The 14503-nt window shown below is 60.1% G+C and carries 14 protein-coding genes; all 14 read left to right on the top strand.

All coding sequences use genetic code 11. The features are described from left to right. Window positions 1-130: 130 nt before the first annotated feature. The 14 genes from murF to rpsL all read left to right on the top strand — a co-directional run bounded on the left by murF (window position 131) and on the right by rpsL (window position 14470). A complete protein-coding gene (murF, locus tag ACG2K1_RS10180; RefSeq protein WP_395429486.1) occupies window positions 131-1498 on the top strand; it encodes a UDP-N-acetylmuramoyl-tripeptide--D-alanyl-D-alanine ligase in 1368 nt (455 codons plus the stop codon). Window positions 1499-1535: 37 nt separating this feature from the next. After that, a complete protein-coding gene (locus ACG2K1_RS10175) occupies window positions 1536-1931 on the top strand; it encodes a hypothetical protein (protein ID WP_395429487.1) in 396 nt (131 codons plus the stop codon). A gap of 25 nt (window positions 1932-1956) precedes the next feature. Then, window positions 1957-2130 carry a hypothetical protein gene (locus tag ACG2K1_RS10170; RefSeq protein WP_395429488.1) on the top strand — a complete coding sequence of 58 codons (174 nt, stop codon included), beginning with the start codon at window positions 1957-1959 and terminating at the stop codon, window positions 2128-2130. Between the two features lie 84 nt (window positions 2131-2214). Continuing rightward, window positions 2215-3297 (top strand): phospho-N-acetylmuramoyl-pentapeptide-transferase, encoded by a 1083-nt coding sequence (mraY, locus tag ACG2K1_RS10165; RefSeq protein WP_395429489.1) that lies wholly within the window; start codon window positions 2215-2217, stop codon window positions 3295-3297. Window positions 3298-3356: 59 nt separating this feature from the next. Then, complete coding sequence (locus tag ACG2K1_RS10160; protein ID WP_009424934.1) at window positions 3357-3947, top strand: DUF4760 domain-containing protein; 591 nt, start codon at window positions 3357-3359, stop codon at window positions 3945-3947. Window positions 3948-4009: 62 nt separating this feature from the next. Beyond that, entirely contained in the window at window positions 4010-5347 is a 1338-nt protein-coding gene (gene murD, locus ACG2K1_RS10155) for a UDP-N-acetylmuramoyl-L-alanine--D-glutamate ligase (RefSeq protein ID WP_094031155.1), read from the top strand. Window positions 5348-5492: 145 nt separating this feature from the next. Next, window positions 5493-6656 carry a putative lipid II flippase FtsW gene (ftsW, locus tag ACG2K1_RS10150; RefSeq protein WP_094031154.1) on the top strand — a complete coding sequence of 388 codons (1164 nt, stop codon included), beginning with the start codon at window positions 5493-5495 and terminating at the stop codon, window positions 6654-6656. A gap of 3 nt (window positions 6657-6659) precedes the next feature. Further along, window positions 6660-7730, top strand: a complete 1071-nt coding sequence (gene murG / locus ACG2K1_RS10145; protein WP_395429490.1) for an undecaprenyldiphospho-muramoylpentapeptide beta-N-acetylglucosaminyltransferase — start codon at window positions 6660-6662, stop codon at window positions 7728-7730. A gap of 262 nt (window positions 7731-7992) precedes the next feature. After that, entirely contained in the window at window positions 7993-9402 is a 1410-nt protein-coding gene (gene murC, locus ACG2K1_RS10140) for a UDP-N-acetylmuramate--L-alanine ligase (RefSeq protein WP_094031153.1), read from the top strand. A 158-nt stretch (window positions 9403-9560) separates the two neighbouring features. After that, window positions 9561-10472 carry a D-alanine--D-alanine ligase gene (locus ACG2K1_RS10135; RefSeq protein ID WP_009424940.1) on the top strand — a complete coding sequence of 304 codons (912 nt, stop codon included), beginning with the start codon at window positions 9561-9563 and terminating at the stop codon, window positions 10470-10472. Continuing rightward, entirely contained in the window at window positions 10462-11208 is a 747-nt protein-coding gene (locus tag ACG2K1_RS10130) for a cell division protein FtsQ/DivIB (RefSeq protein WP_395429491.1), read from the top strand. Before ACG2K1_RS10135 ends, ACG2K1_RS10130 begins: the two co-directional genes overlap by 11 nt. A gap of 46 nt (window positions 11209-11254) precedes the next feature. After that, entirely contained in the window at window positions 11255-12502 is a 1248-nt protein-coding gene (gene ftsA, locus ACG2K1_RS10125) for a cell division protein FtsA (protein WP_009424942.1), read from the top strand. A 143-nt stretch (window positions 12503-12645) separates the two neighbouring features. Then, window positions 12646-13881, top strand: a complete 1236-nt coding sequence (ftsZ, locus tag ACG2K1_RS10120; protein WP_009424944.1) for a cell division protein FtsZ — start codon at window positions 12646-12648, stop codon at window positions 13879-13881. Window positions 13882-14098: 217 nt separating this feature from the next. After that, on the top strand, window positions 14099-14470 hold the full coding sequence (gene rpsL, locus ACG2K1_RS10115; RefSeq protein ID WP_003783497.1) for a 30S ribosomal protein S12: 372 nt from the start codon (window positions 14099-14101) through the stop codon (window positions 14468-14470). Window positions 14471-14503: the final 33 nt, after the last annotated feature.

The following is a 14503-nucleotide window of genomic DNA, read 5'->3' as shown; positions in this document are numbered from 1 at the left end:
AAGAAGGTTGTGAAACGGCAACAATGTGCAGCCGTTTGAAAATGGTTCAGACGACCTTTGTCCGGCAAACATGAAAAGGTCGTCTGAAAACACTGCTGATTGAAAACAAAACAAAATTTTAGAATCAAACATGAAACCACTAGACCTAAACTTCATCTGCCAAGCCCTCAATCTGCCGCTGCCGTCGGAAAACCGCGCCGTGTCGCGCATTGTTACCGACAGCCGCGACATCCGTGAGGGCGATGTGTTTTTCGCGCTCGAGGGCGGGCGTTTCGACGGCCATGATTTTGCCGCAGACGTATCGGCCGCAGGCGCGGCGGCGGTGGTGGTGTCGCGCGGAGATTGCGCCGGTTTGCGCGGTGCGCTGCTTGTGGGCGACACGCTGGCAGCCTTGCAGACACTCGCGCACGCGTGGCGCAAAAACGTGAATCCGTTTGTGTTCGGCATCACCGGCTCGGGCGGCAAGACGACCGTGAAAGAAATGCTGGCCGCCGTGTTGCGCCGCCGCTTCGGCGATGCGGCCGTGCTGGCGACGGCGGGTAATTTCAACAATCATATCGGCCTGCCGCTCACGCTGTTGAAATTAAACGAAAACCACCGCTATGCCGTAATTGAAATGGGCATGAACCATTTCGGCGAGCTGGCGGTGCTGACGCAAATCGCCCAGCCCGATGCCGCGCTGGTCAACAACGCGCTACGCGCCCATGTCGGCTGCGGCTTCGACGGTACGGCCGACATCGCCCGCGCCAAAAGAGAGATTTATCAGGGCTTGGGCGCAGACGGTTTGGCCTTGATTCCCTGCGAAGATGCCAACGCGGCGGTTTTTCAGACGGCCTCTGCCGCACACAAGCAGCAGACTTTCGGCGTGGACGGCGGCGGTGTGCACGCGCAAAATATCGTGCTGCACCCGCTTTCCTGCGAATTTGATTTGGTGTGTGGCGATGAAACCGCCGCCGTGTCGCTGCCCGTACCCGGCCGCCACAATGTGCATAACGCCGCCGCTGCCGCCGCGCTCGCTTTGGCCGCCGGTTTGACCCTGGACGAGGTTTCAGACGGCCTCAAAGATTTCAGCAACATCAAAGGCCGTCTGAAAGTCAAACGCGGCATCAAAGGTGCGACGCTGATTGACGACACTTACAACGCCAACCCCGACAGCATGAAAGCTGCCATCGACGTACTGGCCGCGCTGCCCGCGCCGCGCGTGTTTGTGATGGGCGACATGGGCGAGTTGGGCGAAGACGAAGCCGCCGCGATGCACGCCGAAGTCGGCGCATACGCCCGCGACAAGGGCATCGAAGCGGCGTATTTTGTCGGCGACGAAAGCGTGGAAGCGGCGGAAACCTTCGGCGCGGCAGGCTTGTGGTTTGCCGCCAAAGACCCGCTGATCCAGGTGCTGGAATACAACCTGCCCGAGGGCGCGAGCGTTTTGGTGAAAGGTTCGCGCTTTATGGAAATGGAAGAAGTCGTCGGGGCGCTGGAAGAGAAAGAGGCCGTCTGAAAGCTGCTGCGGCTCATACGGCTTAATGGAAACAACGATGAAAAGACCCGTGCTTTTGCAGTTTATCGTCTGCGTGGTGGCCGCCACGGCTGTGCTGTGGCCGCTGAACACCGCGATTTATCTGTGGCACGGGCGCACGGAGCTGGACGGCAAAACGATAGAAGGCACCATCGGCACGGGTTGGTTTGCCGTTTCCGTGGCCGAGCCGCTGCTGTTTTCGCTGGCGATGGGCGCGGTGGCCTACGGCCTGTGGCGCGGGCGTAATTGGGCGCGGCGCATCGGGCTGTTGGGCGGGCTGGCCTTTATCGCCGAAAACACCCTGCGCCACTGGCTTTATCCGTGGCAGCCGTGGATGTCGTGGCTGGATGTGGCGGCCTTTGCTTCGGTGATGGTGTGCCTGTATTTCCTGATGCCCGAAGATTATTTCAAATAGGCCGTCTGAAAAAGAAAGGACAACGATGGACAAAGCCAAAACGGGCAGAATCCTGCTGTTGACCGCCGCCCTGTTGGGTATGTTTTACGCCGGTATGCGCGCGCAGGCGTTTCTGTACGAAGACCTCTGCCGCGATATCGGCGGCAGCGTGCGGCCGGGCAATCCGCCGCTGTGCGTGACGGCATCGTTTGCGCCGTGAACAAGCCGCGTCAGGCCGTCTGAAACACCCCAAAAACCACATACCAAAACCACACAACCCAAGCAATAAACAAAAGGAAGCCCCATGTTTGTCTGGCTCTCGCATTTCAGCGGCTGGTTCAGTGCGCTGAATGTTTTTCAATACACCACCTTCCGCGCCGTGATGGCCGCGCTCACCGCGCTGGTTTTCTCGCTGCTTCTGGGCCCCTGGACGATACGCAAACTTGCCGAACTCAAAGTCGGCCAGGCCGTGCGTACCGACGGGCCGCAAACCCATCTGATTAAAAACGGCACGCCCACCATGGGCGGCTCGCTCATCCTCACCGCCATCACCGTGTCCGTGCTGCTGTGGGGCAGATGGGAAAACCCCTATGTCTGGATACTGCTGGGCGTATTGCTCGCCACGGGCGCGCTGGGCTTTTACGACGACTGGCGCAAGGTCGTCTACAAAGACCCGAACGGCGTGTCGGCCAAATTCAAAATGGCCTGGCAGTCGGCCGTCGCCCTCGCGGCGGGCATCACGCTGTTTTATGTCGTCAAGCTGCCCGCCTCGGGCGAGCTGCTTATTCCGTTTTTCAAACAGTTTGCCTATCCGCTGGGCGGGCTGGGCTTCGTTATCCTCACCTATCTCGTGATCGTCGGCACGTCCAACGCCGTGAACCTGACCGACGGCCTCGACGGCCTCGCTGCCTTTCCCGTCGTGCTGGTGGCGGGCGGCCTCGCCGTTTTCGCCTACGTTTCCGGCCACTACGATTTCGCCCACTACCTGCAACTGCCCTTTGTCAAAGGCGCGGGCGAAGTGGCCGTGTTCTGCGCAGCCATGTGCGGCGCCTGCCTCGGTTTTTTGTGGTTCAACGCCTATCCCGCGCAGGTGTTTATGGGCGACGTGGGCGCGCTGGCGCTCGGCGCGGCGCTGGGCACGGTGGCCGTGATTGTGCGCCAGGAAATCGTCCTCTTCATCATGGGCGGCCTGTTCGTTGTCGAAGCCGTGTCCGTGATGTTGCAGGTCGGCTGGTACAAGCGCACCAAAAAACGCATCTTCCTGATGGCGCCCATCCACCACCACTACGAACAAAAAGGCTGGAAAGAAACCCAAGTCGTCGTCCGCTTCTGGATCATCACCATCGTCTTGGTGCTTGTCGGCCTGAGCACGCTGAAAATCCGCTGATTTGTCTTTTCAGACGGCCTCAGAGGCCGTCTGAAACCCCGAAGGCCGTCTGAAACACCATGCAGCTTACCGAAACCCTCGCCCTCGCCGACCTCACCGCCGTGATTTCCGTCGGCATCGCCGCCATCGTTGCCTACACCGGTTACCAAAACACCCGCCACTCCTCGCGGCAGACCTTCGACAACTTCACCCTGCGCTTTATCGAAACCGAAAACGCCGACCCGCACCTCTACGCCGCCCGCCGCTGGCTCGACGCGGCCGCCGCCGACCCGCAGCACGATTTCGCCCTGTATGCCGACATCGCCGCCTTTTTCGCGCACCACGGCCAAGCCCAAAACATCTCCGCCACGCGCCGATCAGACGGCAGCCAAAGCTACACCGCCGCCGACACCGAAGCCGCGCAAGCCCTGTTGCGCCAATATCTCGAAAACAGCGGCCATATCCGCACCGTTATCGAATCGCGCAACGCCGCCGCCGAAGCCGTGTTAAACGGCTTGCTCGAACCCGAAGCCTACCGCCTTATCCGCCGCCGCGCCCTCACTGCCGACTACCGGCGGCTGGAAAACTACATCCAAGCGCGCCGCCGCTACGACCCGAATTACGCCCAAGCCTTCGGTACGCTGGCCGCACAATGGGCGGCGCAAGCCTAATCGTTCAGACGTCCTTTAACGTTTGACTGATGCCGTCTGAAACCCCTGAAAGAGATTGCAAAATGAACTGGAAAAACCAAAAAATCCTCGTCGCCGGCATGGGCGGCAGCGGCCTTTCTATGTTGGCGTATCTGCACGCGCAGGGCGCAAGCGTGGCGGCTTACGATGAAAAACTGTCGGCCGAGCGCGCCTCCGAATTACAAACCCGTTTCGCAGGCATTGAGTGCTACGGAGGCCGTCTGAAAGACGCGCTGGCACACGGTTTCGACATCCTCGCCCTCAGCCCCGGCATCAGCGAGCGGCAGGACGACATCGCCGCGTTCAAGCAAAACGGCGGGCGCGTGTTGGGCGACGTGGAAATCCTCGCACACATTCTCAACGCGCGCGGCGACAAGGTTATCGCCATCACGGGCAGCAACGGCAAAACCACGGTAACGAGTCTGGTCGGCCATTTGTGCCGACAAAGCGGCTTGGATACCGTAATCGCGGGCAATATCGGCACGCCGGTTTTGGAAGCCGAAATGCAGCGCGGCGGCAAAAAGGCCGATGTGTGGGTGCTCGAACTGTCGAGCTTCCAGCTTGAAAACACCGAAAGCCTGCGCCCCGCCGCCGCCGCCGTGCTCAATATTTCCGAAGACCATCTCGACCGCTACGACGACCTGCTCGACTACGCGCACACCAAAGACAAAATCTTTCGCGGCGAAGGCGTGCAGGTGCTCAACGCCGACGACGCGCTCTGCCGCGCCATGAAACGCGCCGGCCGCGATGTGAAATGGTTTTCGCTGGAAAATCAGGCCGATTATTGGTTTGACCGCGACACAGGCCGTCTGAAAGCGGCTTCAGACGGCCTCATCGACATTGCCGACATTCCTTTGCAGGGTTTGCACAACGCCGCCAACGTAATGGCCGCGCTGGCCTTGTGCGAAGCCGTCGGCATCCCGCGCGACACGCTGCTGCCGCACGTCAAAACCTTTAAAGGGCTGGCGCACCGCGTGGAAAAAATCGGCGAGAAAAACGGCATCACGTTTATCGACGACTCCAAAGGCACGAACGTCGGCGCCACCGCCGCCGCGGTTAACGGTTTGCAAAACCCGCTGTTTGTGATACTCGGCGGCTTGGGCAAAGGGCAGGACTTTACGCCGCTTGCCGACGTGTTGCGCGGCAAGGCCAAAGCCGTGCTGCTCATCGGCCGCGACGCGCCGCAAATACGCCGCGATTTGGCGGGCGCGGATGTGGAACTGATCGACTGCGCCACGCTGCAAGAGGCGGTTCAGACGGCCTATGCCAGGGCGCAAAGCGGCGACATTGTGCTGCTCAGCCCCGCCTGCGCCAGCATGGATATGTTTAAAAACTACGCCCACCGCTCCGAAGTGTTTGTCGAAGCGTTTCAGGGCTTGTAGAAGCCGCTCGGCGTCTCGGCGCGGGGCGGCCGTCGGGTGCAGTATGACAGGCCGTCTGAAAACATGGTCCCGCCTTTTCAGACGGCCTTAATACTGCCGAAAGGCCGTCTGAAAGAAAAATTTTGAAGTATGAAGTATCGGAAACATGATTAACGAATCCAAACTGCTCGACCGCAAAATCTTGAAAAACGGCGACAAATTCGACCAGTCGCTGCTGTGGATGCTGGTGCTCCTGGTCTCCTTCGGCCTGCTGATGGTCTATTCCGCCTCCATCGCCTGGGCGGGCTACGACGGCGACCAGTGGCAGGTGGTGCGCAAACAGGCCGTGTTTGTCGGCGGCGGCACCTTTGCCGCGCTTTTGGCCTGCACCGTGAAAATGTCGTTCTGGCGCCGCTATTCGCTGCACCTGCTGCTGGCCAATACGCTGGTTCTGCTGCTGATTTTATTCGTCGGCCGCAACATCAACGGCGCCAAGCGCTGGATCAGCCTCGGCTTTTTCAGCTACCAGCCGAGCGAAAGCTACAAGCTGGTGCTGATTTTCTATCTGGCCGCCTTTTTCAACCGCCGCGCCGAAGTGCTCAAAGAACTCAAAAGCCTGATTTTCCCCGCCGTCGTTATCGGCGGCGGCCTCGGCCTGATTCTGCTCGAACCCGATTTGGGCGCGACGGTGGTGGCCGCGCTGATTGCGCTGGGCATGCTGTTTCTCGCCGATTTGCCGAAAAAATGGTTTTTCACCGCCGTGTCCTTCGGCTTTTTGGGGCTGGTGATGGCGATTCTGCTCGCGCCCTACCGCATGGAGCGCGTCACCTCCTTCCTCGACCCCTTCCGCGACCCGCTGGGCAAGGGCTACCAGCTTACCCATTCGCTGATTGCCAACGCGCGCGGCCAGTGGTTCGGCACGGGGCCGGGTGCGAGTTTGGACAAACGCTTTTTCCTCACCGAATCGGAGGCGCACACCGACTTCATCTTCGCCGTTATCAGCGAAGAATGGGGCTTTTTCGGTATGTGCCTTTTGGTGTTCTGCTACTGCTGGCTGGTGTGGCGGGCGTTTTCCATCGGCAAACAGGCGCGCGATCTCGGGCTGTTTTTCAGCTCCTTCGTCTCCTACGGCATCGCCCTGTGGATAGGCGTGCAGAGCTTTTTCCACATCGGCGTCAACATCGGCCTGCTGCCGACCAAGGGGCTGACCCTGCCGCTGGTGTCCTACGGCGGCTCGGCGGTGGTCGTCATGCTGGTGAGCATGGGTCTGCTGCTGCGCGCGGATTACGAAAACCGCCTGAAAATGCGCGGTTACAAAGTGGAAGGATAAAACATGGGTGCGAAAACATTTCTCCTGATGGCCGGCGGCACGGGCGGCCACATTTTCCCCGCGCTGGCCGTGGCGCAGTCGTTGCGGGAGCGCGGCCACCAAGTCGTCTGGCTCGGCAGCCGCGACTCGATGGAAGAGCGGCTCGTGCCGCAGCACGGCATCCCGCTGGAAACGCTGGCGATTAAAGGCGTGCGCGGCAACGGCCTCAAACGCAAGCTGCTGCTGCCCTTCACTCTGCTGCAAACCGTGCGCGCCGCCCGCGCCGTGATTAAAAAATACAATATCGCCTGCGTAATCGGCTTCGGCGGCTTCGTCACCTTCCCGGGCGGCGCGGCGGCCAAACTCTGCGGCGTGCCCGTCGTTATCCACGAGCAGAACGCCGTGGCAGGTCTGTCCAACCGCCTGTTGGCGAAAGCAGCCGACCGTGTGCTGTACGCCTTTCCCGACGCCTTCGACAAAGCGGGCGGCCTCGTCGGCAACCCAGTGCGCGCCGACATCGCCGCCCTGCCTGCGCCCGAAGCGCGCTTTGCGGGCAGGGAAGGCCGTCTGAAAATCCTCATTGTCGGCGGCAGCCTCGGCGCGCAGGTGCTGAACGAAACCGTGCCCGCCGCCCTTGCCGCCCTGCCGCCCGAACAGCGTCCGCAGGTGCGCCACCAGTCGGGACGCGGCAAATTGCAGGCGCTTCAGACGGCCTATCGCAACGCGGGCGTCGAAGCCGAATGCAGCGAATTTATCGACGATATGGTGTCCGCCTACCGCGATGCCGACCTCGTTATCTGCCGCGCCGGCGCGCTCACCATCGCCGAGCTGACCGCCGCAGGCGTCGGCGCTCTGCTCGTGCCCTATCCGCACGCGGTGGACGACCACCAAACCGCCAACGCCCGCTTTATGGTGCAGGCCGACGCGGCGCTGCTGCTGCCGCAACCCGAACTCACCGCCGCCAAACTCGCCGACATCCTCGGCGGCCTCACGCGCGAACAATGCCTGCATCGGGCACAAAACGCCCGCCGCCTCGCCAATCCCGACAGCGCCGACAAAGTGGCCGAAGCGGCCGTGGCGGCGGCAAACGCGTAAACATCCGTTTTAGGTTTTGCCATGCCGCAGCCCCGCTTTCAGACGGCCTGACAGACCTTCGCGCAGGCGGGACATCGAGGCCGTCTGAAACGGCGGAAAAACCTGTTTTTACTTCGCCGCGCATGGCGCAGGTGCGGCAAAAACTTTACAATCCGCCCCTTTTACGCTTTTCGGAAATCCCGCACCCGTTTGCGCTTTTGCCCCGTCGCAAACGGCCTGTCCGCCCTGAGGAGGCCGTCTGAAAAGCATACGGAACACCATCATGAAAAACAGAGTCAGACACATCCATTTCGTCGGCATCGGCGGCTCGGGCATGTGCGGCATCGCCGAAGTGCTGCACAACCAGGGCTACACCGTCTCCGGCTCCGACCAGGCGCAAAGCGCCGTGACCCGCCACCTGTCCGATTTGGGCGTGCGCGTCTATCCCGGCCACACCGCCGAACACATCGCGGGCGCCGATGTCGTCGTCGCCTCCACCGCCGTCAAAAAAGACAATCCCGAGGTGGCCGCCGCAACCGCGCAGCAGATTCCCGTTATCCCCCGCGCCCTGATGCTGGCCGAAATGATGCGTTTCAAAGACGGTATCGCCATCGCCGGCACGCACGGCAAAACCACCACCACCAGCCTCACCGCCTCCGTGCTCGCCGCCGCCGGCCTCGATCCCACCTTCGTTATCGGCGGCAAACTCACCGCCGCAGGCACCAACGCGCGGCTGGGCAAAGGCAGCTACATCGTCGCCGAAGCCGACGAGTCCGACGCCTCCTTCCTCTATCTCACGCCGCTGATGTCCGTCGTCACCAATATCGACGAAGACCATATGGACACCTACGGCCACAGCGTCGACAAACTGCACCAGGCCTTTATCGACTTCATCCACCGCATGCCTTTCTACGGCAAAGCCTTTCTGTGCGCCGACAGCGCCCACGTCCGCGCCATCCTGCCCAAAGTGAGCAAACCCTACGCCACCTACGGCTTCGACGACACCGCCGATATTTACGCCGACAACGTGCAAAGCGTCGGCGCACAGATGAAATTCACCGTCCATGTGCGCATGAAAGGCCACCAGCGGCAGGATTTCGACGTCACCCTCAACCTGCCCGGCCGCCACAACGTCCTCAACGCGCTGGCCGCCGTCGGCATCGCGCTGGAATGCGGCGTCGGCATCGAAGCCGTGCAGCAGGGGCTGGCCGGTTTCGGCGGTGTCGGCCGCCGCTTCCAAAGCTACGGCGACATTCCCTTGAAAGCAGGCGGCAGCGCCCTCCTTATCGACGACTACGGCCACCACCCCACCGAAATGGCCGCCACCATTGCAGCCGCGCGCGGCGCGTATCCCGGACGCCGCCTCGTCCTCGCCTTCCAGCCGCACCGCTACACCCGCACGCGCGATTTGTTCGACGATTTCAGCAAAGTGCTCAACACCGTCGACGCGCTGGTGCTCACCGACGTATACGCCGCAGGGGAAGACCCGTTGCCCGAAGACAGCCGCGCCCTGGCGCGCAACGTCCGCGCCTACGGCAAAGTCGAGCCGCTCTACTGCGCCGACGCGAACGAATTGCCCGCTATGCTGCTGGACACCGTGCTGCGCGACGGCGACGTTTTGCTCAACATGGGCGCGGGCAGCATCAACAAAGTGCCCGCCGCATTGGCAGAGCGGGCGAAAGAGGCCGTCTGAAAACCAAGCTTCAACACGGTTGAAGCACGTTTTCTCTTTTTCAGACGGCCTCAGAGCGGCAGTCAGGCACAAGGCCGTCTGAAAAGCGAACCAACCATTCCGGCAATGCCGCCCGTATCGGAGCGGCTGCCGACAGGCAACAAACGAAAGACAGAAATATGCAGAATTTCGGCAAAGTGGCCGTGCTGGCAGGCGGCTTTTCCAGCGAACGCGAAATCTCGCTCGACAGCGGCCGCGCCATATTGGCCGCCCTGCGCGCAAAAGGCGTCGACGCCCATGCGTTCGACCCGAAAGAAACGCCGCTGGGCGAATTGAAAACGCAGGGCTTCGACTGCGCGTTTAATATCCTGCATGGCATATTCGGCGAAGACGGCACGGTGCAGGGCGCGCTCGAAACCCTCGGCATCCGCTACACCGGCTGCGGCGTCCTCGCCTCCGCCGTCGCGATGGACAAATACCGCTGCAAGCTCCTGTGGAAAGGCCTCGGCCTGCCCGTGCCCGATTACGAAGTGCTGCGCGACGACAGCGATTTCGCCGCCGTGGAAGCCAAACTCGGCCTGCCGCTGTTTGTCAAACCCGCCAACGAAGGCAGCAGCGTCGGTGTGGTGAAGGTGAAAGAAGCAGGCCGTCTGAAAGACGTGTATCGCGAGCTGAAACAGTACAAGGGCGAAATCATCGCCGAAAAATTCATCGGCGGCGGCGAATATACCTGCGGCATCATCGGCGGCCATGCGCTGCCTGCCGTGCGCATCATCCCCGCCACCGAGTTTTACGACAAAGAAGCGAAATACGACCGCGACGATACCGTTTACCTCTGCCCGTCGGACTTGTCGGACGAAGACGAACAACTCATGCGAGAACTGACCGTGCGCGCGTTCGACGCCGTCGGCGGACGTGGCTGGGGCAGAATCGACTTCCTCAAAGACGAAAGCGGCCGCCTGTATCTGCTGGAAGCCAACACCCTGCCGGGTATGACCTCGCACAGCCTCGTACCCAAAGCGGCGGCGCAGGCGGGCATGGATTTCCCGCAGCTGTGCATCGAGATTTTGAAAACCGCCTATGTGGAATAACGCGCAGGCCATGCGCCGCGTCAGCGGCTGGCTTTATTTTGCCGTTTTTGTCATGCTGATCGGTGCGGCAGCCGTATGGCTCTACCGTTCGCCGTATTTCCCGATTAAAAAAGTCAACATCGACGGCAGTTTGCAGTATGCCGACGGCGCGCAACTGCAAGAAATTGCGCGGCGCTACATACGCGGCAATATTTTCCGCGCCGACTTGAACGGCGCACAGGCCGCGTTTTCCCGTATGCCGTGGATAGCGTCCGCCGAAGTGCGCCGCCGCCTGCCCGATACGGTGGACATCCACCTGACCGAGCGCGTACCCGTTGCCCATTGGGATGAAAACCGCTTGGTCGACAGCGAAGGCGAAGTGTTCCGCGCGGCTGTGGACGACGACACGGAACTGCCGCGTTTCCGAGGGCAGGCCGGAGCGGGCAAAACCATGGTCGAACATCTGGCTATGTTCCGCCGCGACCTGGCGGGGCAGAAACTCGGTATTGCCGTGCTGTCCTATACGCCGCGCTCGGCGTGGGAAATCGAACTGGACAACGGCGTGACCGTCCGCCTCGGCCGCGAGCAGGAGCGCGAACGGCTGCGGCGCTTCGCCAAGGCATGGCCTGAGCTGCTGGCGGCGCAGGCGGACAGATTGGATTATGTGGACATGCGTTACAAAGACGGTTTTGCCGTCAGACTGAAAAAAGCGGAACACAGCGAAGACGCTGCCGAAAGGCCGTCTGAAAACGATTGAGCGGACAAGATTCGGATAAGATTAAAAACAGGACTGGAATTTACATATGGCAAAAGACAAACACTATATCAGCGCCCTTGATATCGGCACCTCCAAGGTTATCGCCCTGATCGGCGAAGTGCAGGAGGACAACGAAATCCATATCGTCGGCATCGGTCAGGCGCCTTCGCGCGGCCTCAAGGCGGGCATGGTCACCAATATCGACGCGACCGCCCAGGCGATTAAACAGGCTGTCGGCGAGGCCGAACTGATGGCCGACTGCAAAGTCGGCAGCGTTACCACAGGCATCGCGGGCAACCATATCCGCAGCCTCAATTCGCAGGGCGTGGTGAAAATCAAAGACGGCGAGGTGACGCAGGCCGACATCGACCGCGCCATCGAAACCGCCAAGGCGGTAAACATCCCGCCCGACCACAGCATCCTGCATACCGTGGTTCAGGAATACATCATCGACAACCAGCCCGGCGTGCGCGACCCCATCGGCATGAGCGGCGTACGCCTTGATACCCGCGTCCACATCATCACCGGCGCGGTCACCGCGCTGCAAAACATCCAAAAATGCATTACCCGCTGCGGCCTGGAAATGGAGCAAATCATGCTCCAGCCTTTGGCCAGCGGTCAGGCCGTCTTAACCGAAGACGAAAAAGATTTGGGCGTGTGCGTTATCGACATCGGCGGCGGCACCACCGATATTGCCGTTTACACCAACGGCGCCATCCGCCATACCGCCGTGATACCCGTGGCGGGCGATTTGATTACCAGCGATTTGGCACAGGCTCTGCGTACGCCGTATGCCGCCGCCGAATACATCAAAATCCACCACGGCGTGGCGCATCCCGATCTGGAAGACGAAGATTTGGACGAAATGGTGGAAGTGCCCAGCGTGGGCGACCGCCAGCCGCGCCAAATCGCACGGCGCGGCCTCGCCACCGTTATCGGTCCGCGCGTCGAGGAAATTTTGGAACTGACTCTGCACGAACTGCACCGCAGCGGCTTTTATGAAGACATGCTCACTTCCGGCGTAGTGCTGACCGGCGGGGCATCCATGTTGAACGGTATCGTCGATCTGGCCGAAGATATTTTCGGCCTGCCCGCCCGTGTCGGTGTGCCGCCCGAAATGCCCGGTGTGTCCGAGCGCATCCGCAATCCGCGCAACGCCACCGTTATCGGCCTGCTCTATGCCGCACGCGGCGATGTGGAAGCCGGCGGCGAAGGTGGTTCGGTGTCTTATCACGAAGAGGAAGGCGAAGGCTTGCTGGCCAAGATTAAAGAATGGCTGCGCAACAATTTTTAGTCCGCTGATGCCCGTTTGCTGCCGATAAGGCGGCAGGCTGCGTCCGCCGCAGGTTTTTTGCTAAGATTATGCGGCTTCTTATATAATCCGCAGTATTTGTTCAGAGTATGCCGTCCCGAACAGGGCGCAAAGGAGTAGTTTTAATGGATTTGGTTTACGATGTAGTGGATTCCGCCGCAAGCCCTGCGGTTATCAAGGTAATCGGTATCGGCGGGGGCGGCTGCAACGCCATTAACAACATGATTAAAAACACCATTCAGGGTGTCGAATTCATCAGTGCCAACACCGATGCGCAGGCTTTGAGCAAAAATAACGCGCCCAAACGTATCCAGTTGGGTACCAATCTCACCAAAGGCCTCGGTGCGGGAGCTAATCCCGAAGTCGGCCGCGAAGCCGCTTTGGAAGAGCGCGAAGCCATTACCGAGGCCGTGCGCGGCGCCAATATGTTGTTTATTACAACCGGTATGGGCGGCGGTACGGGTACCGGCGCAGCACCGGTGGTGGCGGAAATTGCCAAGGAAATGGGCATTCTGACCGTTGCCGTGGTAACCCGTCCTTTCGAGCACGAAGGCAAGCGCATCCATATCGCCCAGCAGGGTTTGGAACATCTGAAAAGTCAGGTGGATTCGCTGATTGTCATTCCGAACGACAAGCTGATGACCGCGTTGGGCGAAGACGTTACCGTGCGCGAGGCATTTCAGGCGGCCGATAACGTACTTCATGCGGCAGTAGCGGGGATTTCGGAGGTTGTGACCCGTCCCGGGTTTATCAATTTGGACTTTGCCGACGTGAAAAACGTGATGGGCATTACCGGTATGGCTATGATGGGTTCGGGGGCTTCGCAGGGTGTCGATCGTGCCCGCCTGGCGACCGAGGAGGCGATTTCCAGTCCGCTGCTCGATAATGTCAGCTTGGACGGTGCGCGCGGCGTGCTGGTCAATATCACTACCGCACCGGGCTGTCTGAAAATGTCGGAATACCGTGAAATCATGCGCGTAATCGACGATTACGCACACCCGGACTCGGAGCGCAAATACGGCACGGCCGAAGACGAAAACATGCCGGAAGACGCCATCCGCGTCACCATCATCGCCACAGGTTTGAAGGAAAATAACCACTACTCTGCTCCCCAGGCTCCTGCGGCTCAATACGGTCGGACGCCGTCTGCGCGCCGCCAGCATGCGGTGCGTGAAGATCTCGACGGCTTGTCGGGCGATTCTGCGGATGCGGATTTTTCCAATATTGCAGGGGTGGTTACTTCGGGGCGTGAAGTCCGCAATATGAACCTGACCGGTCCCGATTTGTCCGATCAGCGCGTATTGGACGATTTGGAGATTCCTGCGGTTATCCGCCGCGGCAGAATGGCTGACAAATCTTAAAAATTAATTTGCAGTCTGCTTGTTGTGATGAGGCCGTCTGAAAAAAGATTTCGTTTTTCAGGCGGCCTTTTTGTGTGGAAAATCCGCATCTGTTCAGATGTTCGATGTATCCGGCTGTCAAAGCCTTTCTTGACCGTATGTTTGCCTTGCTACTATAATTCCGCTCTTGTCGGCATGGTGCCGGCAAATATTTTCATTTCAACAGGACAAAGAAAGTATGCCTACTATTAACCAATTGGTACGCAAAGGCCGTAAAAAGCCCGTGTACGTAAACAAAGTGCCCGCACTGGAAGCATGTCCGCAGAAACGCGGTGTTTGTACCCGTGTGTACACTACTACTCCGAAAAAACCGAACTCCGCTTTGCGTAAAGTCTGCAAAGTGCGCCTGACCAACGGTTTTGAGGTGATTTCCTATATCGGTGGTGAAGGCCACAACCTGCAAGAGCACAGCGTCGTTCTGATTCGCGGCGGTCGTGTAAAAGACTTGCCGGGTGTCCGTTACCATACCGTCCGCGGTTCTTTGGATACTGCCGGTGTGAAAGACCGCAAACAAGCCCGTTCCAAATACGGTGCGAAGCGTCCTAAGTAAGGATATTGAAAGGCACGTCGGCCGCCTAAATTG

The sequence above is a fragment of the Neisseria sp. 23W00296 genome (genome assembly GCF_044772855.1).
In the GTDB taxonomy this organism is placed as follows: domain Bacteria; phylum Pseudomonadota; class Gammaproteobacteria; order Burkholderiales; family Neisseriaceae; genus Neisseria.
This window is presented reverse-complemented; position numbering and strand designations above follow the sequence as displayed.